Below are 22,719 nucleotides of genomic sequence, written 5' to 3' on the forward strand. Positions count from 1 at the left end.
TGCTGATCGCGACGGTGCGGGTCAGGAGGGCAGGCCGCCGACCTGGGAGTTGATCCAGGAGCGGATCGAGGGCAGGTCACCGTAGATGGACGGGGCGGTGGCGCAGGTGGAGCTGTTGTTGCCCGCGCGGCTGGTCGCGCCGATCACGTTCCACACGCCGTTGATCCGGCGCACCTGCGGGCCGCCGGAATCGCCGTAGCAGGCGCCGGCGTTGCCGTTGGTGTTGTTGGTGCAGATCTCGTACGGGCCGTTGATGCCGCTGCACCGGCTGTCGGCCACGATCGAGGTGTCCAGCTCGTGCGCCACGGTCGGCGCGGAGCCGCAGCCCCGGGGTGCGCAGGTCTGGCCCCAGCCGATGATCCGGGTGGCCGTGCCGACGGCGCCGGAGGTGGTCGGGATGGGCGCGGGCGCGTAGCTGACCGAGCTGGCGAGTTGGAACAGCTTGACGTCGATGCTCGGGTGGTTGACCGCCCGGCTGACCCGGACGACAGTGCCGCCGCTGGTGCGGTTGATGCTGCCCACCCGCACCGACGACGGGGTCGGGCAGTGCCGCGCGGTGACCACCCAGTTGGCCTTGATCAGGGTGCCGGTGCAGCCGGAGGTGTAGACCAACCACGGGTAGTTCTCGGTGGCCGGGCGACCGTTGACCACGAGGATCCCGACACCGGTGTCCTCGGTCCAGGTGTAGCTGCCGGCGGCCGACGCGCTCCTGCTGCCGGCGAAGAGCTGGTTGACCCGGCTCGCCTCGGCGGCGCTGGGGTAGGCGTTGGTGCAGGAGACGGGCGCGCTGCTGCCGGACATGAGGTCGGAGCAGAGCCCGGTGCGCCGGTCGGGCAGACCGAGGATGTGACCGAACTCGTGGGTGGCGATCCGGGTGCGGTGGTAGCCCTGGTCGACCGCCTGCCAGCCCATCCAGATGCGTCCGGAGCCGAGCCCGGTGACCTGTGCCCGGGGCCAGCCGCTGTCGACGTAGATGGTGACGCTCGCGGGCGTGCCGGGCACCAGCCGCACGTTGCTGACCCGGCTGTTCCAGATCTGCGCGGCCTGGTCGAAGTTGGTCCGGAACTCGCCGGCCCGGCTGGCGTCGTAGTAGACGGTCCGGGCCGCCGAGGCGCCGGCGGCGGTGGCCACCTGAAGCCCCGTCGCCGCCAGCACCGCCGCCAGCGCGGCGGTGGCCGCGCGCAGCAGTTGTCGTCGGATCATCACGCACTCCCTGCGGACTGAGCGGCGCGCCGACACGCCGCAATCGATGTGCGTGAATATTAATGGGCGCCCTTCGCTGGTTGTCATCGCGAAAGCGTCATACCGCCCACCGCTGTTACCCGCGCGTTACGCCACGGCGAAACTGCCGTGGCGAAGCGGCGCGACGGTGGGACTTCACCAGGTCGAGCCCGCACGTCCCAGGAATCGGCGGGCCGGAAGGGAGCAGAAGATGAGGATCAGAAGGACCGTCACCACGCTGGTCGTGGCGCTCGCCACGCTGATCGCCGCGACCGCCACAGCCACACCCACCGCCGCCAGGCAGGCGGCGACCGGCTCACCGTACTGCGGGATCACCTGGGGCAGCGGCGACAAGACCGCCGGGGCGCTCAGCTCCGCGCCGCTCGTCGACGTACGAACCGGTCGGCACGACTGTCACGACCGGGTGGTGTTCGAGTTCGACGGCCCGGTCACCGGCTACTCGGTCGGCTACGGCGAGACGTACACCGAGGGCGAAGGGTTGGCGCTGTCGCCGTACACCGCCGGTGACGCGCTGCTGCGGGTCTCGCTGCGCGCCCCCGCGTACGACGACGAGCACCTCGCGACGGTGCCGTACCGGACCGGCGAGCACGTGGCGAACGTGCTGCGCTACCAGACCCTGCGCGACGTGGTCTTCGGCGGCAGTTTCGAGGGCTACAGCACCTTCGCCGTCGGCGTCCGCGCCCGGCTGCCGTTCCGGGTGTTCGTGCTGGCCGGGCCGGGCAGCCACAGCCGGATCGTGCTCGACGTGGCGCACCAGTGGCAGGAATGACCGACCGCTGCGGCGGGGGTCCGGCGCCGACCGGCCCCCCGTCGCCGCCCGTCACGCCGAGCGACCTGCCGACCGCCCGGGACTACCCTGGGTGCGTCATGGACGGCCGCGTGCTGGTGGTCGAGGACGACGCCTCCATCCGGGAGGTCATCGCCCTCGGGCTGCGCCGCGCCGGTTTCCGGGTGGCGACCGCCGCCGACGGCCGACAGGCCCTGGCCACCTGGCGGGCCGGGACCGTCGACCTGATCGTGCTGGACGTCATGCTGCCCGGCGTCGACGGCCTCGAGGTCTGTCGGGAGATCCGACGCAGCAGTGCGGTGCCGATCCTCATGCTCACTGCCCGCACCGACACCATCGACGTGGTGGTCGGCCTCGAATGCGGCGCCGACGACTACCTGCGCAAGCCCTTCGACCTGCCCGAGCTGGTGGCCCGGGTCCGTTCGGTGCTACGCCGGGCGGTGGTGCCGCCCGAGCCCGGGCCGCTGCGGGTCGGCGACCTCGAGATCGACCCCGGCGCGTTCGTGGCCCGCCGGGACGGTACCGAGCTGCCGCTGACCACGACCGAGTTCCGGCTCCTGCTGGAGCTGGCCCGCCGACCCGGCCAGGTGTTCACCCGGGAGCTGCTGCTGGACCGCGTGTGGAACCACAGCTACCTCGGCGACAGCCGGCTCGTCGACGTGGCGGTGCAGCGGCTGCGCGCCAAGGTCGAGGCCGACCCGGGCAACCCTCGGCTGATCCGCACGGTACGCGGCGCCGGATACAAGCTCGTCGCCGGGTGAGCGGGCGACGGCGATGGGCAACGAGCCGCCACCGGCGACGACAGCGGACCGGCAGACGGTCCGCCCCGCCCGGCTGCGCCGCCGGCTGACCATCGCGTTCGTGCTGGTCGCCGGGATCTCCGCCGGGGTGCTCGCCGGTGGGTCGTACCTGCTGCTGCGGCAGGCCCGCTACGACGCGTCGCTGCACGCCGCGGCGGCCGACGCCCGATACCGGCTGGTGCTCGCCGGGCAGTTCCTGCCGCTGACCGAGCAGCGCCGCACCGAACTGTTGACCAGCTTCGAGGGCAGCGGCCGGCACGTGGTGCTGATCGCCGAGGACAGCTGGCCCTCGGACCCGGCGTACGCGCCGCCGCTGACCGAGCGGCTGCGCAACACCGTCGCGGCCGGTCAACTCGGCTACCAGCGCAGCCTCGGACCGACCCGGCTGCTCGTGGTGGGTGGACGGATTCCCGGCTCGACCGCCGAGTTGTACGTCATCACCGACGAGCGGGACCTCGCCGCCGGACTGGAGCAGCTACGCAACGCGCTCGGCGCCGGCTGGGTGCTGGTGGTGCTGCTGGCCGCCACGGTCGGGCACACCCTCGCCCGACGCACCCTGGAACCGGTGGGGCGGGCCAGCCGGGCCGCGCGAGCCATCACCGAGGGTCTGCTCGCCACCCGACTGCCGGTGGCCGGGCGGGACGAGTTCAGCGGGTGGGCCGCGTCGTTCAACGAGATGGCCGAGGCGCTGGAGGCGAAGATCGCCGCGCTGCACCGCGCGCAGGAACGGGAGCGGCGGTTCACCGCCGACGTGGCGCACGAGCTGCGTACCCCGGTGACCGCGCTGGTGGGGGCGGCCTCGCTGCTGCGCGACCACCTCGACCAGCTGCCCGGCGACGCCCGGCGCGCCGGTGAGCTGCTGGTCACCGACGTGGTCCGGCTGCGCCGGTTGGTGGAGGACCTGATGGAGATCTCCCGGCTGGACGCCGGCCGGGAGGCGCTGAGCGTGACCGACGTCGACGCGCCGGCCCTGGTGCGCGCAGTCGTGGCCGCGCGCGGCTGGTCTGATCGGGTGACAGTCGACGGCGGCCCACTGCGGCTTCGTACCGACCCGCGCCGACTGGAGCGGGTGCTGGGCAACCTGATCGCCAACGCGGTGCAGCACGGCGCCGGTGCGGTCCGGGTACGGGCGGCCCGGGCTGGTGACCGGGTGCACCTCGACGTCGACGACCAGGGGCCGGGCATCCCCGCCGAGCACCTGCCCCGCCTGTTCGACCGGTTCCACAAGGTCGACCCGGCGCGCGCCGGCGGAGGCAGCGGGCTCGGTCTGGCCATCGCCCTGGAGAACGCCCGGCTGCTCGGCGGCCGGTTGACCGTGCACAGCACCCCCGGCGTCGGCACCCGCTTCCGCCTCGACCTGCCCGACGCCGCCCCGTCGGCGCGTACCCGGGCGGAGGACGCCGGGTCCGCCCGGGCCTGCGCCGAGCTGTCCGGGGAGCGCGGGGCCGAGCCGACCGGCGGCACCGGATGAGCCGCCGCCGACTCGCGACGCTGCTCGCCCTGGTGCTGCTGGTCGCCGCGTGCGCGCCGGCCCGGTCCGGCTCGCTCGGCCCGGCGCCGACCGCCGCCGCGCCGGCCGTGCCAGCCCCCACCAGCGTCGGCCCGTCCGCCACCGTCGCGTCGCCGCCCACAGTCACCCCCGCACCAACCACGCCGCGCACCGGCACCACCGGCGTCGCCCGGCCGGCGACCCTCACCCTGGAGCTGTGGTACGTCCGGGACGGGCGGCTCGTGCCGACCCGGCGGACCCGACCCGCCACGGTGGCCACCTCCCGGCTGGCCCTGGCCGAGTTGGCCGCCGGGCCGACCCGCCCGGAGGCCGACGCCGGTCTGGTCACCCTGCTACCCGACGGCGCCGAGGTGAGCCGGATCGCCGACGGCGTCGCCAGCGTCCGGCTGGCCGCCGTGGCCGACCCGGTCACCGCCCGACTACGCGAGGCGCAGGTGGTCTACACCCTCACCCAGTTCCCCACCGTGCGACAGGTCGACTTCGGCACCGCCGCACCGACCGGCCGTGCCGATCACGTCGACCTGCTGCCACCGATCGTGGTCACCGGACCGGCCATCGGCGACCGGGTGACCAGCCCGGTCACCGTGACCGGCAGCGCCGACGTGTTCGAGGCGACCGTCACCGTCCGGGTGCTCGACGCCGCCGGCCGCCAAGTCGCCACCGCCTTCACCACCGCCACCTGCGGCACCGGCTGCCGGGGCACCTACCGGGTCGCCGTGCGATACCGGCTGCCGACGGAGCAGGCCGGCACGATCGAGGTGTACGAGGTGTCGGCGGTCGACGGTTCCCGCACGAAGGTGGTCGCGGTGCCGGTGACCCTGGCCGCCGCTGCGCGGAGCTGACCGGCGACGGGGTGCCGACGCTGCTCGACCGCTGTGCGACGCCGTAGTTCACCGGCTCGGTGACGCCGGCGCGACCGGCCCCCCACCAACCGTTAACGAGTCTGCCTCGTGTTCTGCGTTGACCGGCCTCCCGTCGGCGTGAGATATAGATGCTCACGTATCGGTGCCCACCAGGCGCTCCGGCCCAGGAAGGCGACGAATGGATCCCGTGTCATCGCCGTCATCTCCCCCACCGACACTGACCACCGGCCGGCCACCGAGATCCGACCGGCGCTGGCTGGCCCGGCTCGGCGCCGGGCTGGCCGCACTCGGCATCCTGGTCCCGGCGGCACCGGCACACGCGAACTCCTTGCCCAACCTGCCGCACAACGCCGGTGGTTACGAGTCGTCGTTCTCGCCCGCCTACGACTACGACACCGACGGCTGCTACGCCGTGTCGGCGATCAGCCCGGACGGCACGATCAACGGCGGACTGAAGACCACCGGGGCGATCAACGGCAGCTGCCGGGACCGCTCCGATCTGGACATGTCGCAGACGTACGCGCGCGCCAAGTGCAACAACGGCTGGTGCGCGATCGTCTACGCCAGCTACTTCGAGAAGGACCAGGCCGTGCACGGCAGCGGCCTCGGCGGCCATCGGCACGACTGGGAGCACGTCATCTCCTGGGTCGACCAGGCAGCCAACCGGGTCGAGTACGTGAGTACCACCCAACACAGCAGCCGGCGCACCTACCCGCGCTCACAGGTGCGGTTCGACGGCACCCATCCGAAGGTCGTCTACCACAAGGACGGCGCGTCGACGCACTTCTTCCGGCTCGCCAACAACAACGACGAGCCGCCGGAGAACCACTACCACGTCTGGCACTACCCGCCGGTGGTCGACTGGAACGGATGGCCCAGCACGCAGCTGCGCACCCGACTGATGGACGCCGACTTCGGGGCCGCCACCATCAAGATCAAAGATGGCTCGTTCGAGTACCTGCTCAATGCCGCCAAGCCCGCCGGAATCCCCTTCGACCCGTACGGCTGACCGACCGCGCGCCGAGATCGACCACGCGGTCACCGGTTCTGCCGTTCGATGCCGCGACGGACGAGGCCTCGGATGCCGGGCAGGGTGACCGCCCGGATCGCGACCTCGTTCAGCCAGACGTGCAGGCCACTGGGCGGCGCGTACTGGTACATGCCCCGGCGGGCCAGCGCCTGCCGCTTGGCGACCTCGGCGCGCAGGCCCGCCTCCCACCACGTCAACGCCGACCGGACGTCGTCACCGTGCCGCGTCAGGGCGGCGCCGAGCCGGTCGGCACCGGCGAGCGCCAGGGCAGCACCATGCCCGGCGAAGAGGCTGACGCACCAGGCAGCGTCACCGAGCAGAACCGTCCGACCGACGCTCCACTGCGGCACCTTGACCTGGCTGACCCGGTCGAAGTAGGCGACGGCCGGATCCGCCTCCAGGTCACGCAGCGCCTCGGGTACGCCGCCGGCCAGGTCGCCGAAGGCGACACGTAACGCGGGCACCGGCCCGCGCGCCAGTTCCCGGTCCGGGGTCGCGCAACGGTAGGTGACAAAGGCCGAGGAGCGCCCCGGACCCAGGTTGACCAGCGCCGCCGTACGTCCCGGACCGATGAACGTGGCGGCGGACGAGGCGGGCACGGCCTCGGGTGGGTGGGCGAGCGGAAAGGCCGCCACCACGTACGGCAGGTCGACCCGATGACCGGCACCGAACAGTGTCGTCCGAGTCGTGGAGTGCACGCCGTCGGCGCCGACGAGCAGGTCGGCCTTCTCGGTGGTGCCGTCGCTGAGGGTGACCACCACCCGCTCGGCGTCCTGGGCGACGCAATCGACGGTGGTGCCGAAGCGGATCTCGACCCGGTCGCGGACCGCCTCGTACAGCACGTCCTCCAGGTCGCCCCGGAACACCGTCATGGTGCGGGGGCCCAGTGCAGCCTCGGCGACGACTGAAGGCACCGTGAGCTTCGGCCTACCGTCCGCTCGGACCAGCACGGTGGTGAACAGGCCCAGCGCGCGCTCGGTGAGGGCTGGAACCAGACCGAGCCGCTCGGCGGCGGCATATCCCGCGCCGAGCAGGTTCACCAGGTAGCCGCCACTGCGCCGGGCTGGGGCACGTTCCACGACGATCGGCCGCCAACCGTCGTTCGCCAGTCGCAGGGCGGTGGCGAGACCGGCTATGCCGGCACCGACGATCACCGTTCGCTTCATTCGGACCCCCAGGTATGAGCGTTTGCTCAACCATGATGAGCGCATGCTCATTTAGACGCAAGGGTGCGTAGACTGCCGGTATGCCCCGCGGAGTCGCCATCACCGAGCCTCGGCAGCACCTCTTCGCCGCCGCGGAACGCGTGATCGCGGCAGTGGGGCCCAGCCAGCTCACCAGCCGAGCCGTGACCCGGGAGGGTGGCGTCGCCACCGGGCTGCTGTTCGCCCACTTCGCCAGCTTCGACGAGTTCCTGACCGGCTACGCGGTCGACCGCAGCTTCCAGATCGCCACCACCACGGCCGGGCTCGGCGAACGCGCCGGCACCGGCACCGTCGACGCGAACCTCGGCGAGGCGCTGCTCGCCACCCCGATGATCACGCTGCTCGCCGTCACCCGGCTGTTCGCGTACCGGCCGACCCTGACGCAAGCCGTCGAAGCGGTACTGGGCAGCGGAAGCGCCGCGCTGCCGGCGCTCGAACGCACCGTCGCCGGCTACCTGACCGCCGAGCGGCGCATCGGACGGCTACCCGCGGCCGCCGACACCGAGGCGCTGGCGGTGGCGGTGGTCGGGGCGCTGCACCACGTCGCCCTCACCGACGGTGCGGACCCGGCGGCGGCCAGCCGCGTCCGCCGCGCCGTCACCGCCCTGACGGCCACCGCGCTGGTGAGGGAGTCTTCATGACCGTACGTCCTGACGTGGTCGTCCTCGGCGCCGGAGTTGCCGGCCTCAGCACCGGCGTCCGGCTGGCCGAGGCTGGTGCGCGGGTCCTCATCCGTACCGCGGCACCGCCCACGCGGACGACATCGGCGTTGGCGTCCGCGCTGGTCGGCCCGAACCTCTCGCCGCCGGGTGACCCACAACGCGGGTGGACCGACGAAACCCTGCGGGTCCTGCACGGCGAGGCCATGCCGGGTGTGACCCTGCGCGAGGGCACCCTCGCCGCCCGCCCCGCCGGAGCCACGCCGCCCTTCGCGGAGCGCACACCCGGCTTCCGGCCGCTCGGCGACGACGAGCTGCCCGCCGGGTTCGGCACCGCGTTCGACGTCCGCCTGCCGTTGGTTGACATGCCCGTTTACCTGGCCTATCTGCTCGCGCGTTTCCGCGACGCGAGCGGCGAGTTGCGCGAGCAGGCGGTGGCCACCCTCGACGAGGCGGCAACCGTGGCGCCGATCGTGGTCAACTGCACCGGGCTTGGCGCGCGGGCCCTCACCGGCGATGCCGATCTGTATCCGCTACGCGGTCCCAGGATCGTGCTGCGCAACCCCGGTATCGAACGGTTCTTCCTCGAAGCACCGATCACACCGACCTGGGCGTCGATCTTCCCGCACGACGACCACGTGGTCCTCGGCGGTGCGCAGCGGCGTAGCGACGACACCACGCCCGACCCGGCGGAGGCAGCCGACATCGTCGCACGGTGCGCCGCGATCGAACCCGCACTCACCGACGCCGAGGTGATCGAGCACACGGTCGGACTCCGTCCGGGCCGCCCGGTGCCCCGGGTCGAGGCCGAACAGCGCGGCTCCATCCTCGTCGTGCACAACTACGGCCACGCCGGGAGCGGAGTGATGCTGTCCTGGGGCTGCGCACGCGACGCGGCGGCACTGGCGCTCGGCCAGAGCACACCACCGGCCTGAGGCGCCGCCCGACGCGGAATTGTCGTTGTCCGGTCCGACGACGGCTCATGCAGGCCGGTCATCGGGATCTGCACTGGAACGAGCCGCGCCACAACTGGCTCTCCCACAACCTGCGGGTCGCGGCCGCCCTGGCCGAGGCTGGCTACGACTTCCGGCTCGTGCTCGGCGACGGTGGCCACAACCCAACCACGGTGGCGTCCTGCTGCCCGATGCGCTGCGGTGGCTGTGGCGGTCGACCGACACCTGACCTACGTCATTGTCCTTTCGGGACGTCGGGCGTCGCGGCCAGCAGCAGCGCCGCCCCGGCCGCGAAGACGGCCGCGCCGAGATAGACCGAGCCCGGTGACGCGTACGTCAGCGACCAGCCGAACGCCACCCCGGCCGTGATCGGCACGACGGTTTCCGCGACGGCGCCGATGCCGGTCAGCGCGCCCTGCACGGTGCCCTGCTCGTCGGCGCGTGCGGTGCGGGCGATCCAGGCCTGCGCGGCGACGCCGGCGAGCGAGCCGAGCACCCCGACCCCGCACAGGAAGTACAGCAGCCACGGCACCGACACGAACGCCGTACCGCAGAGCGAGGCGAGACCGAGGAGGCTGCCGAGCACTGCGGCGCGCTTCTCGCCGAGACGCCGCACCAGCGGTCCCACGGCCCGGGCCTGGTAGAGCGCGCCGGCTAGCGCGCAGACGGCCAGCACGACCCCGATCTGGGCGGTGTCGAAGGTGAACTGGTGGGTGAGGAAGAACGTCCAGGTCGACTGGTGGGTCATCCGGGCGATGTCGGCGCAGAATCGGGCGCGGGCGAGGCGGCCGAGCACCGGTCGGCGCAGGACGGCGGCGATGGCACCGACCGGGTTCGCCAGCCGCAGGGTCAACGGGGTGCTCGGGTCACCGGGACGCGACTCCGGCAGGACGAACCAGCCGTAGGCGGCGTTGGCGAAGCAGAGCGCGGCGGCGACCAGGAACGGCAGGCGTACGTCGACCGCGCCGAGCAGGCCACCGAGGAGCGGACCGGCGACGAAGCCGAGCCCGAAAGCGGCACCGATCAGCCCGTACGCGTGCGCCCGCGCCCCGGGTTCCGTGACGTCGGCGAGGTAGGCGTTGACCACTGTGTACGTGCCCGCGCAGGCACCAGCGACGGCATGGAACGCCAGCAGCGTCCACGGGCTGGGCGACGCCGCGTGGGCCAACCAGTCGACGCCGAGGCAGGTGAGCGACACGAGCAGGACCGGACGGCGGCCGTAGCGGTCGGACAGCCTCCCGAGCAGCGGCGCGACCACGAACTGGAGCAGCCCGTAGACCGAACCGAGCAGGCCGGACCAGAAGACAGCGGCGGCGACGTCCTCGGTGACTGACGTCATCAGGGCCGGCACGATCGGCACGATCAGGCCGAGCCCGAGCATGTCCAGTACGACGGTGCCGAGGAGAACGGTGACGGTGGGTGCCCGGCGCATTGCGGCTCCTGAGTGTCGAGAGGGCAGGGCCCCCTCGCGACTCACGGTCTGCCGAAGGCACGGAGGATCAGAATATGTGCGCCGTCAAACCGTTTTCGGCGTTCGTCTCGGGTGTTCCACGCGGGGACGTCCTCGGGTGTAACCGTGGGGCGGCCGGCGGTCGTGGTGATCGATGATGGGTCCGTGGCCGAGACCAAGTCCGCAGTGCGCCGGACGAACCTCCCCGCGTCGAGCGCGCAGGGGGCGTGGGCGGCGCTGGTTCTCGACGTCGGCGAACCGACGCGTCCCGCCCTGCGAATGGAGGCGGCCGGGCGCGGCCTGCTCGTGCTGCGGCGTGACGACGCGGTTCTGCTGCTGGCACGGGTGGCTGACGACCACTTCGGCGTCGCGTACGCCTCGACGGGCCACCACCGCCCGCCGGTGCCACCGATCCGCGCGGCTCGGGCGGCGGCCTTCGGCACCGCCGACACGGGCGGTGCCTGGCACGCGCGGTGGGCCCATCACTTCGCTACCGCGCTGACCGGGACCGACGCAGGCCCGCTGCATGCCGGCCGCTGGGTGATCGGCGGCGACGTCGAGTACCTGAACGTCGGCGTGACACGGCCACCGGCGCCGGTGCCGCTGCGGCACGACCGGGGCTGGATCGACTGGTTCAGCGGGGATCGGCACCGGCAGGTCCTGCCGCTGCGCCCGCTGGCGAACCCCGACGACGGACGGGTCAAGGCGTATCGGAAGCAGTTCCGGGAGGGCGTCCTGCCGCCGGTGCTGCTCTGGTGGATCAGCGGCCTCGACTGCCACGTCGTGCTGGACGGTCACGATCGGCTGGCCGCCGCGCTCGCTGAGGACGGACCGCCGCCACTGCTCAGACTCTCCTCGGTGAGCCAGCGCCAGGTCGACGCCGACACGGACACCGCCGTGCGCCGCTACGCGACGACCACCGAGGCCGTCCGACACCAGGTGGCCGCCGGCACGCCCGGCGCGGCGGAGGCCCTCGCCGCCACGCACCGCCGTTTCGCCCGCGAGCTGGGCGGCGTCGGCACCGGTTACGGCACCAGCCGCGCCTGGCCCCTGCGGGGCGGCCCGGCCACGTGGCACCGGCTCGCCGAGGCGCACGCCCCGGACTGGCCCGCGGAGATCACCACGGCGGACGACGGGTGCGGCCGGCGCCCGCCCCCCGACGGGCGCCGACCGCACCTCAGCCCTTGACGCAGATCACCTGCTTGAGCTGGGCGACCACCTCGACCAGGTCCTCCTGCTGTGCCATCACCTCGTTGATGTCCTTGTACGCGCCGGGGATCTCGTCGACCACCCCGGCGTCCTTGCGGCACTCCACACCCGACGTCTGCGTCGCCAGGTCCGCGGTGCTGTACGTCCGCTTGGCCTGGGCCCGGGACATCCGCCGGCCCGCCCCGTGCGAGGCCGAGCGGTAGCTCCAGTCGTTGCCCGAACCACGGACGATGTACGAGCCGGTGCCCATCGAACCGGGGATGATGCCCAGGTCACCGAGACCGGCCCGGATGGCACCCTTGCGCGTCACCAACACGTCCACCCCCTCGTAGGTCTCCTCCGCCACGTAGTTGTGGTGGCAGCTGATCGGTTCGTCGTAACTGACCTGCGGGAACCGGTCCCGGATCAGGTTCATCAGGACGGCGAGCATGACGGCGCGGTTGCGCCGCGCGTACTCCTGCGCCCACCACAGGTCCCGGCGGTAGGCGTCCATCTCGGGGGTGCCGGCGAGGAACACCGCCAGGTCCCGGTCGGGCAGGTCGGCGTTGTGGGGCAGCCGGCGGGCCACCGCGATGTGCCGCTCGGCCAGTTCCTTACCGATGTTGCGGGATCCGGAGTGCAGCATCAGCCAGACCCGGCCGGCGTCGGCGCCACCCTGTTCCAGGCAGACCTCGATGAAGTGGTTGCCACCACCGAGGGTGCCCAGCTGCCGCTTCGCCCGCGTCTCCAGCTGCGCCACCCGCCGGTCGAGGTCGGTGAAGCGCCGCCAGAAGTCGTCCCAGCCGCGCTGTTCCAGCCCCCGTACCCGGCGCGGGTCCACCGGCTCGTCGCGCTGGGCGAAGCCGACCGGAATGGCGTCCTCGACGGCCCGGCGCAGCCCGGCGAGGTCGTCGGGCAGGTCGGCGGCGGTCAGCGAGGTACGCACCGCCGACATGCCGCAGCCGATGTCGACTCCGACGGCCGCCGGTGAGACCGCCTGCCGCATCGCGATGACCGAGCCGACCGTGGCGCCCTTACCGAAGTGCACGTCGGGCATGACCGCGACGCCGTGCACCCACGGCAGCGCGCCGATGTTGCGCAGCTGCCGCGCGGCCTGCGGCTCGATGGCGTACGGGTCGGTCCACACCCGCACCGGCGCCCGCGTTCCCGCGAGCAGGCTGAAACCCATGGTGATGTTCTCCTGGTTCTGCGGCGAAGCCCGCCGATCATGCACCTGCGGTCGGTCGAATGCAGCTTTTGTCCTTGTTTGGCCTGACCACAACTGCATGATCCACGGCCGCGCGGGGCGCGCGTGGCGGGTTGGTGTGAGAGATGCCGGGGCAGCCCCGGATCGGTTGGGCGGTCGCGGAATCGTCGGCGAATCCGTGCCGGTCAGGGTCTGCCCTGCGGCGACGTGCCGAGCGCCGGGACTACCTGCTGGTCGTCAGGAGGGCGGATCTGCCGGCGAGCGCGACGGCGGGGCACCACGAACAACGACCGACCTGGCTGCGGTTCAGTTCTCGCACGGCATACTCCTTCCGGCTCCCGTCGTGATCGACCTGATGCCGGAAAGGCTAGGGAGGATTCGCCGCGCCCGCAATGGATATTGGCCGGCGACGCCGTCCCGGCTGGCGCAGTCGTGCGCAGGGCGAGGCCTGCCGGCCGTCAAAGGACTGGTCAGGCCGGTGCCGAGTGCTCCCGCTCCTCGGCGACACGGTCCAGGTGGGCGGCGAGTTCGTCGGTGACCAGCAGGTCGGTGCGGATGTCCTCGTGCGGGTACGCGGCCCGACCGACCATGTGTGCCGCGACCGGGGCCGTGGCGAGGGAGAAGGCACCGACCAGCACCAGCGTGGTGATGTCCACCCCGGTGCGCAGCCGCAACGCGCAGCCGACCAGCACCAGCAGCAGCCCGAGCACCTGTGGTTTGGCCGCGGCGTGCATCCGGGTGAGCAGGTCGGGAAAGCGCACCAACGCGATCCCAGCGGCCAGGCTGAGCAGCGCCCCGGCGATCAGACAGATCGAGGCCGCGACGTCGAACGCCACGTCCAGGCTCATTCGCGGCTCCCGTCCGACGGACCCGAGGTGGACGTGTCGTCGCGTCGGGCGGCGAACCGGGCGACGCTCACCGAGCCGACGAAGCCGAGCACGGCGAGGACGACGAGCACCGGCAGCGCGGTGGCGTCCCGGCTGTAGGCCGCCTCCGTGGCGATCGCCGCGACGATCACGGCCAGCAGCACGTCGGTGGCCACGGCCCGGTCGAGGATCGACGGCCCACGGATGACCCTGGTGAGGGTGAGCCCGCCGGCCGCGGCGAGCAGCACGGTGACGATCACGGCGACCGCGCTCATGCGGGTACCCCTTCCCGGTCGGCCGGGGTCTCCCGGACGCGACGCAACTCCTCGGGTGAGCCGATCGCCTCGATGATGCGGGCCTCCAGTTCCAGCACGCCGCGGCGGAACCGTTCGACCTCGTCCCGGCTGGTCACGCCCAGCACGTGGATGTAGAGCGTGCCGGTTCGCCGGTCGGCCTCCAGGATCAGGCTGCCCGGCAGCAGCGACAACGCCTCGGCGGTGAGCGTGAGGTTGAGGTCGGTGTTGACCCGCAGCCGCGCCGCGATGATCGCGCTCCGTGGGGTGTGGCCGACCCGCACGGCCAGCCAGGCGACCTGCGCGGAGGCCACCACGAGGTCGCGCAGGAAATGCAGCCAGAAGCGGAGCAGCGGCAGCGGACGGAGGCGGCCGGCGAAGGTCACCGGCGGCAGCGGGAAGACGGCCAGCAGGACGGCGGCCACCACCAGGCCACCGATGATGTTGGCCCAGGACAGGGTGCCCCAGAGCAGCACCCACACGGCGACCAAGGCGGTCACCGCGACGACCTGGTTGCGTCGCCGGGCCGTGCGGCTCAGCGGCGGACGTGCCGGGTCGGTCGACTCCGTCGACGGATCGGACCTCACGGCGCACCTCCCGGGAAGACGGCGTCGACGTAGGGGGTCCGCCGCAACAGGTCGTCGGCGGCGTCGGTGCTGAGGTCGAACAACGGACCGGCGACCACGGTCAACGCCAGCCCGAGCACCACCAGCGCGAGCGTCGGCGCGATCATCAGGCCGGGCAGCACCGCTCCCGACCGCCCACCGCTCCGGTCGGGCTCCATCGCGCCCTCGGTACGGGCCGCCTCCGCGGCGTCGTCGTCGGCCGGCATGTCCGCGTGCGGCGTCCGCCAGAAGGCCAGATTCCACACGCGGGCGATGGCGTAGAGAGTGAGCAGGCTGGTGACCAGGCCGCCGGCCACCAGGATCCAGGCCAGCGCACCACCGTCGTCGACACCCGCCTGGATCAGGCCGAGCTTGCCGAGGAACCCGGAGAACGGCGGTATGCCGGCGAGGTTCAGCGCGGGCACGAAGAACAACACGGCGAGCAGCGGAGACAGCCGGGCCAGGCCGCCGAGTCGATCCAGGGCGGTGCTGCCGCCCCGGCGCTCGACCAGACCGGCGGCGAGGAAGAGGGTGGTCTGGATGGTGATGTGGTGCACCACGTAGAAGATCGCCGCGGACAGACCGAGCGACGAGGTGAGGCCCACCCCGAAGAGCATGTAGCCGATGTGGCTGATCAGCGTGAACGACAGCAACCGTTTGATGTCCGACTGCGCCACCGCGCCGAGGATCCCGACCACCATGGTCAGCACCGCCGTCACCAGCAGCAGCGTGGCCGTGCGTCCGCCGGGGAACAGCAACGTCTCGGTGCGGATGATCGCGTACACACCGACCTTGGTGAGCAGACCGGCGAAGACCGCGGTGACCGGGGCCGGTGCCGTCGGGTAGCTGTCCGGCAGCCAGGCGGACAACGGGAAGACCGCCGCCTTGATCCCGAAGGCCAACAGCAGCATGCCCTGCAACACCAGGCGCAGGTCGTCCGGCAGGGTGTCCAGCCGGTCGACGAGTTGCGCGAGGTTGAGCGTGCCGGTCGCGGCGTAGACCAGACCGATCGCGATCAGGAAGATCACCGAGGAGAGCAGGCTCACCACCACGTAGGTGGTGCCGGCGCGGATCCGGTTCTCCGTACTGCCCAGGGTCAGCAGGACGTAGCTGGCGACCAGCAGGATCTCGAAACCGACGTAGAGGTTGAACAGGTCACCGGAGAGGAACGCGTTGCAGACACCGGCGGTCAGCACCAGGTAGGTCGGGTGGTAGACCGACAGGGGCGTCTCCTCGTGGCCGTCGGCCATACCCTGCCCGATCGAGTACACCAGCACGCAGAGCGTCACCGTCGCCGAGACCACGAGCATCAGTGCGGCCAACTGGTCGGCGACCAGCACGATGCCCAACGGGGCGACCCAGCCGCCGACCTCCACCACCAGCGGGCCGTGCAGGCTGGACTGCACCAGCAGCGTGGCGGACACCGCCACGGTGGCGGTGAGCACGGTGAGGCTGACCCAGCGCTGGGCCTGCGGCCGACCGAGCAGCAGCAGCGTCAGTGCCGCGCCGAGCAGCGGCATCACCACCGGCAGCGGAACGAGGTACGTCATCCGGCCCGACCCGCCTCCACCACGTTGGCGACCGGCCGGGGATCGCCGGTCGGCTCGCCGTCGCCGTCGTCGGTGCCGCCCTCGGTGTCGGCGGTGCCCGGACCCTCGTCGCGGATCGCGAGATCCATGATCCGACGGTCCTCGACGTCGTCCTGCACCTCGTCGTGCCCGTTGAGATGCCAGCTGCGGTAGGCCAGCGCGAGCAGGAACGCGGTCATGCCGAGGGTGATGACGATGGCGGTGAGGATCATCGCCTGGGGCAGCGGATCGCTCATCTGCTCCGGCTCGGTGGTGCCGACGATCGGCGCGCCACCGGCCCGCCCGCCGGTCAGCAGCAGCAGGTTGACGCCGTTGCCGAGCAGGATGACCCCCATCAGCACCCGGGTGAGGCTGCGTTCCAGCAGCAGTGTCACCCCGGCGGCGACCAGCACGCCGACCACGATCACGTAGGTGAGGTTGGGGGTCACACCAGCTCCCTTTCCCGGATCTCGGCATCCTCGGTCTCACTCTGCCGGTCCATCTCCGCGCCGAGACTGCGCAGGATGTCCAGCACCAGACCGACGACGATCAGGTAGACACCGACGTCGAAGAAGACCGACGTGACGAAGTGGACGTGCCCCAGCACCGGCAGGTGGAAGTCGAGGACCGCGCTCTGCAGGAACTCGCCGCCGAGCAGCATCGCGCCCACCCCGGTGCCGACGGCGACGAACAGCCCGGCGCCGAGCACCACACCGGCGTCGACAGGTGCCGCGCCGTTGAGTTCGGTACGCCCGCCGGCCAGGTAACGAACGGCCAGCGCGAGACCGGCCACCAGGCCGGCGGCGAAGCCGCCACCCGGGGCGTTGTGGCCGCTGAACAGCAGGTAGATGGAGAAGAGCACGATGGCGTGGAACAGCAGTCGGGTCACCACCTGGAGGACCACCGACTGGGCGCGGGTGGTGGCACCGGTGGTCAGCCAACGCGGCCAGGTCGACCCGGCCCGGCCGCCACCGGGAATCTCGGCGCGCCGGTGCAGGTCACCCGAACGCCGGAAGATCAGGCTGGCCACGCCGGTGGCGGCCACCACCAGCACGGCGATCTCACCCATCGTGTCCCAGGCTCGGATGTCGACCAGGGCAACGTTCACGATGTTCTTGCCGCCGCCGTACGACACCGCCTCGTCGGGGAATCCGACGGAGATCGGGACGGCCTGACGGGAGCCCGTGGCGACGTACGCCATGCCGGCGGTGACCGCGCCCACCGCGATCCCGATCGCGACGCGACCACGCCGGCTGGACCGGATCGGCCGCTCCGAGAACGTCACCGGCAGGCGGCGCAGCACCAGCACGAACATGACGATGGTGACGGTCTCCACCAGGAACTGGGTGAGCGCCAGGTCGGGTGCGCCGTGCAGGATGAACAGCAGCGCGGTGCCGTAGCCGGCGACGCCGACCAGAATCATCGCGGTGAGTCGGCGCAGGGCCCGGGCCGCCAGCACCGCCGACACGATCACCACGGCGGCGGCGACCCCCTGCAGGGGGCTGTCCCAGACGTGGAACCGCTGCGGCCAGGGTGCCCCGATCAGCAGCGCCCCACCGGGCAGCAGCACCAGCACCACCAGGATGACGCCGAGGTAGAACGGCAACGAGCCACGTTGGGTGGCACCGGTCAGCTCCACCGCCAGCCGGTCGACGGCACCGACGACCCGCGTGTAGCCGGTCGCGCTGTCGAAGGGCAGCCGCAGCGTGGCCCGCACCCGTTCCCGGCGCAGCAGGTGGAACAGCGCGGCACCGCCGGCCACCGCCAGCACCGACAGCCCCAGCGCCGGGGTCAGCCCGTGCCAGAGCGCCAGGTGGTAGCCCGACTCGGCGCCGGGAAACCGGTCTGCGTACGGGGCGAGCAGCCGGTCCACCGCCGGGGCGAGCAGTCCGGCCGCGACACCGGCGACGGCCAGCGCCGCCGCCGGGGCGAGGAAGGGCCAGGACACGGCCGTCACCTCGGCGGGCGGGACGCCCGGCTTGCCGGCGAAGGCTCCCCAGAGGAACCGCAGCGTGTACGCGACGGTCAGCGCGGAGCCGAGGACCACACCGGCCAGCACCACCAGCTCGGGCCCACCGCCGTGCAGCAGCGCCTCGACGGCGGCTTCCTTCGCGACGAAGCCGGCCATCGGCGGCAGGCCGGCCATCGAGGCCGCCGCGAGTCCGGCGACCACGGCGAGCGCCGGCGCCCGTCGCCCCAACCCGCTGAGTTCGCGCAGGTCCCGGGTGCCGGCGGCGTGGTCGATGATCCCGACGGTGAGGAAGAGGGTGGCCTTGAACAGCGCGTGGGCGAGCACCATCGCCGCACCGGCCAGGGCGGTGTCGCGGGTGCCGGCGCCGAGGATCACCATCAGCAGGCCGAGCTGGCTGACCGTGCCGTAGGCCAGCAGCAGCTTAAGGTCGGTCTGCCGCAACGCCGTCCACCCACCGAGGAACATGGTGATCAGGCCGGCGGTCAGCAGCACCGGCCGCCACGGGGTGGCCTCGGCGAGCGCCGGCCCCAGCAGGGCGACCAGGAACACGCCGCCCTTCACCATGGCGGCGGCGTGCAGGTAGGCGCTGACCGGCGTCGGTGCCGCCATCGCACCCGGCAGCCAGAAACTGAACGGGAAGATCGCCGACTTGCTGAGGGCGCCGAGCAGGATCAGCACCACGGCGACGGTCAGGTAGCCGCCACCGGGCAGGTTCCCGGCGATCTCGGACCAGCGGAAACTGCCGGCGTGCCGGCCGAGCATGACGAACCCGGCGAGCATGGCCAGGCCGCCCAGCGTCGTCACCAGCAGGGCCTGCATGGCGGCCCGCCGGCTGGCCCGCTTCGCCGGGTCGCTGCCGATCAGCAGGTAGGAGAAGACGGTGGTCAGTTCCCAGAACACGTACAGCAGCAGCAGGTCGTCGGAGACCACCAGGCCGAGCATCGCACCGGCGAAAGCGACGAAGACGGCGGCGAAGCGGCCGAGGCCGGGGGCGTCGGTGCGGAAGTAGCGGGCGCTGTAGGCCAGCACCAGCGCGCCGACCCCACCGACCAGGACCACCATCAGCCAGGACAGCGTCCCCATCCGGAGAGCGAGTTCCAGCCCGAGTCGCGGCACCCACGGCACCGTCTCGACCACCGGCACACCGTCGCGTACGCCGGTGGCGCGGGTGAGCGCCCAGATCAGCGTCGCGCCCGGTGCCAGCGCCACCAGATAGAGCGCGTTACGCCCCCAGAGTCGCACCAGACCGGGAGCGATCACGGCTGTCAGCGCATGGACCGCCACCAGTGCCAGCACGCACCCTCCCCAGAGATCATCAGCCGGTGTAACGACCCTATCCGGTGACGCCCGTTATCCGCATGCGTCGTGATCCTGGTCAAAGGCGGACGCGCTGGTCGGCGGTCACTCCCTGCCGACGCGGCGGAGTCGTCGGTCGTCACGGTCGATGCGCAGCTCCCGTTCGAGTTCGACGATGAGGGTCCGCAGGTCATCGAGACGTTGACTGATCGCGATCCGGTCCACCTCGTCGGGCACACCGTCCCCGTCGGAGTCGTAGCCGGGGTCCAGCCCTTCGGTCATCTCCAGCCGTCGGGCCTCCTCCATCGAGTTGACGAAGACCGCGACCAGGATGTTGAGCAGCAGGTTGACGGTGATCACCACAAAGCTGGCGTAGTACAGCACCGTCCAGGGCGAGAACTCCATCCCCTGCTCGATGAGGTCGGGCAGCGTCTCCAGCGACAGCAGCACGAACAACGTCAGCAGCGAGCGGCCGATGTCTCCGTACTGCTCCGGATATGCCTCGCCGAAGATCAACCAGCCGGCCATGCCGTAGACGTAGAGCGTCACCACCGCCAGGGCGAAGAAACCACCGATGCCGGGCAGGCTGCGCCACAGCGCGGAGACGATCGTGCGCAGGCCGGGTGAGAACCGCACCAGCCGGACGATCCGCAGCACCCGGATCACCCGCAGCAGCGCCGAGTCGCCGTGCAGGCCGGGGATGAAGATCGCGGCGATCACCAGGAAGTCGAAGACGTTCCAGCCGTGCCGGAAGAAGTCCTGCGGGCGGCGACCGTAAGCCAGCATACGGATGCTGATCTCGACGACGAAGACCGCTCGGAAGGCCCACTCCAACGCCCGCAACGCGGTGCCCGCCGGGCCCAGGTCGGGGTAGGTCTCCAGGCCGAGCACGACGCCGTTGGCGAGAATGACCCCGACCATGGCGATCTCGAAGGAGCGGGACGCGGCGAGTCGGGCACAGCATCCGAACAACCTGCTGGTACGCGCCCGTCCACCTCGCGGAGCCGGCACCGGTGCACCGCTCATCGTGCGACCGGCCCCGGTGCGGACACCGGGGCCGGTGCGGCCGCCCACCGTGCGTCGGCGGTGTGCTGACGTACGGCATTCATGAACGACAGCGTACGGGCCGACGCCGGCCGCGCTCAGCCGCCCAACCGGCGCACCATGTTCATCACCGTCTCCACCTGGGCACCACCCTTGATCGGGTAGTTGGTGGCGCCGAGGTAACCCCACCAGTCCCAGCACCCGTTCGGGTTGCCGGGACTGGTGATGGCCTGGGGGTACAGCACGATCGTGGCGTTGGTGTCGGCGTACTGGTTCAGGTTGGCCCGGTCCACGAAGGCGGTGCCGACCCGGCTGTGCCCCTGGAGGCAACCGTGCAGCGCCACCAGCAGCCGGCAGCTCGCGCCCGAGGCGCAGGAGGACGGGACGTAGGCGAAGCCGTTGGCGTCCATGCTCAGGCCGTTGGCCCAGCCGTTCACCGCGAAGCTGTTCTGGTTGAACCGCACGAGCGTGCCGCCGAGCGGTCCGGTGTTGGGCGACTGGACCGACCCGAACAGTTTGCGCAGGAAGGTGCGCTGCGGGTCGGTGCCGCAGTCGTTGAGGTACGGCGCGGTCGTGGCCGTGCAGCCCACCGTCCCGTAGGGCGTGACCCAGCCGTGCCCGGCCGAGGAGCCGCTGTCGTACTGCACGCTGGCACCGAAGTGCTGCTGGTAGCGGACCAGGTCGTCACTGACCGACCGCTTCACCGTGCCGTCGGATCCACCGTGGAACACGTAGACCGGCTCGCCGGACAGCCCGCTGACCGGGTCGACCCAGCCGTATCCGGCCCAGGTCCGGGTGTACGACTGCAACGCGCTCAGATACGTCGGGTAGATGTTGTCGCCGCAGCCGTACAGCGCCTGCGCGACGTTGTTCTGCGCGCAGTAGTAGGGGCCGGCGGCGAACAGCGCCGCTCCCCTGATCCGCTGCGAGTAGGCCACCTGGAGCTGGCCGGCCAGGTAGGCGCCGGAGGAGACCCCGGCGACGTACACCCCCGAGATGCGATAGGTCGACAGGCTGCCGGACACGGGGGTCTTGGTGTGCGGGGTGGTGGCGGCCTGGGCCGGCATCGAGGGCGTGAGCAGCAGGGCCGCGACGGCGGCGGCGAGCAGACGCGAGACAGGTCTGATCATGACGCTCCCTGTGGTTCGGTGAGCGCCGGCGGTGGTGTCGGCGTACGGCGACGCTAACGTGACCTGCGTCACCGCCGACATGACCGCGACCCACACGTCACCGGGCCGCACAGTGGTGCCGATCGCTGTCGACGGCCCCTCCTTCGGCTTCCGCTGCGCCCTGTCGCCGCGATCAGTCCACGACGCCGAACTGCGACCACACCTGGACGCGCTCGGTGACGTGGTCCCGCCCGCCGAGAGCACCACGCACCTCGGCGGTGAACTCGGCCCGGCCCGACGCCGAGGGCAGCCGCTCGGCCGACATGGCGGAGAAGACCCCGCCGACCATGTCCTCGACGGTGAGCTGCGCGTCGTACCGCACAAACGACTCGGCGTACCGGTAGCCGGCCCGGACGAGAGCCTCCTGGTTGAGCCGGCGACCTGTCTCGTCGGTCTGACAGGTGGCGGTGACCGGATGCCCGAGCAGCCGTTGCAGACAGTCGCGCAGCACCACCGACCACTCGTCGTCCTGCGCCCACAAGGGAGCGCCGTTGGTGATCACGGCGATACCGCCGCCGGGACCCAGCAGGTGACGGGCGTCGGCGAACAGCGTGTCGCGGTCCATGAAATGGACGGCGACGGCGACGGTCAACGCACCGATCGTCCGCGCACCGAGCAGCCGGCCCAGCGTGGGCAGATCCCGGTCAGCGCCGAGCACCCAGGTGACATTGACGCGCTTCTCGCGGCGGGCGGCTTCGCGGGCCTTGGCCAGCATGTCCGGCTCGGGGTCCATGCCGATGACAGTTCCCACCCTGGCGGCGAGCGGGAGAGTCAGCTGGCCGGTGCCGCAGCCAAGGTCGAGCACGGTGTCGTCGACGTCGAGCCGGCATGCGGCGATCAGGGCGTCGAGCACCTGGGGCGGGTAGCCGCGCCGGTGCCTCGCGTAGTACGCCGCCACCTCACCGTTGAAGTCCGCCCTCACCTCGCCAGCCTGCCCGCGACACCAGACGCGACGCCAACCATTCTGCCCTCGGCAGAGACCGCCCCACCCTCGAACCATCCAGACGAGATC

The 22,719-nt window shown here is 71.9% G+C and carries 21 protein-coding genes and 1 pseudogene; 9 read left to right on the top strand and 13 right to left on the bottom strand.

Annotated features, from left to right (window positions below; all coding sequences use genetic code 11):
* Positions 1-21 precede the first annotated feature (21 nt).
* Positions 22-1,290: a snapalysin family zinc-dependent metalloprotease gene (locus O7605_RS27190; protein WP_332317154.1), complete on the bottom strand. Its 1,269-nt coding sequence runs from the start codon at positions 1,288-1,290 to the stop codon at positions 22-24.
* Between the two features lie 142 nt (positions 1,291-1,432).
* Between O7605_RS27190 and O7605_RS27195 the strand changes: the two genes are divergently transcribed.
* The 5 genes from O7605_RS27195 (at position 1,433) to O7605_RS27215 (ending at position 6,211) form a co-directional block, all read left to right on the top strand.
* A complete protein-coding gene (locus O7605_RS27195; protein ID WP_269741807.1) occupies positions 1,433-2,011 on the top strand; it encodes an AMIN-like domain-containing (lipo)protein in 579 nt (192 codons plus the stop codon).
* A 98-nt stretch (positions 2,012-2,109) separates the two neighbouring features.
* Positions 2,110-2,790 (top strand): response regulator transcription factor, encoded by a 681-nt coding sequence (locus O7605_RS27200; RefSeq protein WP_269741808.1) that lies wholly within the window; start codon positions 2,110-2,112, stop codon positions 2,788-2,790.
* Between the two features lie 13 nt (positions 2,791-2,803).
* Positions 2,804-4,300 carry a sensor histidine kinase gene (locus O7605_RS27205; RefSeq protein WP_269741809.1) on the top strand — a complete coding sequence of 499 codons (1,497 nt, stop codon included), beginning with the start codon at positions 2,804-2,806 and terminating at the stop codon, positions 4,298-4,300.
* On the top strand, positions 4,297-5,181 hold the full coding sequence (locus tag O7605_RS27210) for a Gmad2 immunoglobulin-like domain-containing protein (RefSeq protein WP_269741810.1): 885 nt from the start codon (positions 4,297-4,299) through the stop codon (positions 5,179-5,181). Before O7605_RS27205 ends, O7605_RS27210 begins: the two co-directional genes overlap by 4 nt.
* A gap of 199 nt (positions 5,182-5,380) precedes the next feature.
* Complete coding sequence (locus tag O7605_RS27215) at positions 5,381-6,211, top strand: NPP1 family protein (RefSeq protein WP_269741811.1); 831 nt, start codon at positions 5,381-5,383, stop codon at positions 6,209-6,211.
* A gap of 29 nt (positions 6,212-6,240) precedes the next feature.
* On the opposite strand, the gene O7605_RS27220 is transcribed toward O7605_RS27215, so the two are convergent.
* The gene (locus O7605_RS27220) at positions 6,241-7,398 is read right to left on the bottom strand and encodes an FAD-dependent oxidoreductase (protein WP_269741812.1); all 1,158 of its coding nucleotides are present in this window, start codon (positions 7,396-7,398) and stop codon (positions 6,241-6,243) included.
* Between the two features lie 80 nt (positions 7,399-7,478).
* Here O7605_RS27220 and O7605_RS27225 point away from each other — a divergent pair, with 80 nt between their 5' ends.
* From O7605_RS27225 to O7605_RS31985, 3 genes and pseudogenes are all read left to right on the top strand, one after another.
* Complete coding sequence (locus O7605_RS27225) at positions 7,479-8,078, top strand: TetR family transcriptional regulator (RefSeq protein WP_269741813.1); 600 nt, start codon at positions 7,479-7,481, stop codon at positions 8,076-8,078.
* Entirely contained in the window at positions 8,075-9,031 is a 957-nt protein-coding gene (locus O7605_RS27230; protein ID WP_269741814.1) for an NAD(P)/FAD-dependent oxidoreductase, read from the top strand. The genes O7605_RS27225 and O7605_RS27230 overlap by 4 nt, the downstream gene beginning before the upstream one ends.
* Before the next feature lie 38 nt (positions 9,032-9,069).
* A pseudogene (locus O7605_RS31985) lies at positions 9,070-9,278 on the top strand (esterase family protein); the annotation flags it as partial.
* 6 nt (positions 9,279-9,284) lie between these two features.
* On the opposite strand, the gene O7605_RS27235 reads toward O7605_RS31985, so the two are convergent.
* Positions 9,285-10,481, bottom strand: coding sequence for an MFS transporter (locus O7605_RS27235; RefSeq protein WP_269741815.1), 1,197 nt, complete (start codon positions 10,479-10,481; stop codon positions 9,285-9,287).
* Between the two features lie 183 nt (positions 10,482-10,664).
* On the opposite strand from O7605_RS27235, the gene O7605_RS27240 reads away from it, so the two are divergent.
* Positions 10,665-11,687: a hypothetical protein gene (locus tag O7605_RS27240; protein WP_269741816.1), complete on the top strand. Its 1,023-nt coding sequence runs from the start codon at positions 10,665-10,667 to the stop codon at positions 11,685-11,687.
* Here the strand turns inward: O7605_RS27240 and O7605_RS27245 are convergent.
* The 10 genes from O7605_RS27245 to O7605_RS27290 all read right to left on the bottom strand — a co-directional run bounded on the left by O7605_RS27245 (position 11,677) and on the right by O7605_RS27290 (position 22,629).
* Positions 11,677-12,876 (bottom strand): RtcB family protein, encoded by a 1,200-nt coding sequence (locus O7605_RS27245; RefSeq protein ID WP_269742766.1) that lies wholly within the window; start codon positions 12,874-12,876, stop codon positions 11,677-11,679. The two genes, O7605_RS27240 and O7605_RS27245, sit on opposite strands and share 11 nt — an antisense overlap.
* 488 nt (positions 12,877-13,364) lie before the next feature.
* Positions 13,365-13,742: a monovalent cation/H(+) antiporter subunit G gene (mnhG, locus tag O7605_RS27250; RefSeq protein WP_269741817.1), complete on the bottom strand. Its 378-nt coding sequence runs from the start codon at positions 13,740-13,742 to the stop codon at positions 13,365-13,367.
* The gene (locus O7605_RS27255; protein WP_269741818.1) at positions 13,739-14,035 is read right to left on the bottom strand and encodes a monovalent cation/H+ antiporter complex subunit F; all 297 of its coding nucleotides are present in this window, start codon (positions 14,033-14,035) and stop codon (positions 13,739-13,741) included. Before O7605_RS27255 ends, mnhG begins: the two co-directional genes overlap by 4 nt.
* The gene (locus O7605_RS27260; protein WP_269741819.1) at positions 14,032-14,640 is read right to left on the bottom strand and encodes a Na+/H+ antiporter subunit E; all 609 of its coding nucleotides are present in this window, start codon (positions 14,638-14,640) and stop codon (positions 14,032-14,034) included. The genes O7605_RS27255 and O7605_RS27260 overlap by 4 nt, the downstream gene beginning before the upstream one ends.
* Complete coding sequence (locus O7605_RS27265) at positions 14,637-16,208, bottom strand: Na+/H+ antiporter subunit D (RefSeq protein ID WP_269741820.1); 1,572 nt, start codon at positions 16,206-16,208, stop codon at positions 14,637-14,639. The genes O7605_RS27260 and O7605_RS27265 overlap by 4 nt, the downstream gene beginning before the upstream one ends.
* The gene (locus tag O7605_RS27270) at positions 16,205-16,675 is read right to left on the bottom strand and encodes a Na(+)/H(+) antiporter subunit C (RefSeq protein ID WP_164449795.1); all 471 of its coding nucleotides are present in this window, start codon (positions 16,673-16,675) and stop codon (positions 16,205-16,207) included. The genes O7605_RS27265 and O7605_RS27270 overlap by 4 nt, the downstream gene beginning before the upstream one ends.
* On the bottom strand, positions 16,672-19,494 hold the full coding sequence (locus O7605_RS27275; RefSeq protein WP_269741821.1) for a Na+/H+ antiporter subunit A: 2,823 nt from the start codon (positions 19,492-19,494) through the stop codon (positions 16,672-16,674). Before O7605_RS27275 ends, O7605_RS27270 begins: the two co-directional genes overlap by 4 nt.
* Positions 19,495-19,599: 105 nt before the next feature.
* Positions 19,600-20,520: an ion transporter gene (locus tag O7605_RS27280; protein ID WP_269741822.1), complete on the bottom strand. Its 921-nt coding sequence runs from the start codon at positions 20,518-20,520 to the stop codon at positions 19,600-19,602.
* 116 nt (positions 20,521-20,636) lie between these two features.
* Positions 20,637-21,668, bottom strand: a complete 1,032-nt coding sequence (locus tag O7605_RS27285) for an extracellular catalytic domain type 2 short-chain-length polyhydroxyalkanoate depolymerase (RefSeq protein ID WP_269741823.1) — start codon at positions 21,666-21,668, stop codon at positions 20,637-20,639.
* A 172-nt stretch (positions 21,669-21,840) separates the two neighbouring features.
* A complete protein-coding gene (locus tag O7605_RS27290) occupies positions 21,841-22,629 on the bottom strand; it encodes a class I SAM-dependent methyltransferase (protein ID WP_269741824.1) in 789 nt (262 codons plus the stop codon).
* Positions 22,630-22,719 lie beyond the last annotated feature (90 nt).

The organism is Verrucosispora sp. WMMA2121 (genome assembly GCF_027460185.1).
Taxonomy (GTDB): domain Bacteria; phylum Actinomycetota; class Actinomycetes; order Mycobacteriales; family Micromonosporaceae; genus Micromonospora; species Micromonospora palythoicola.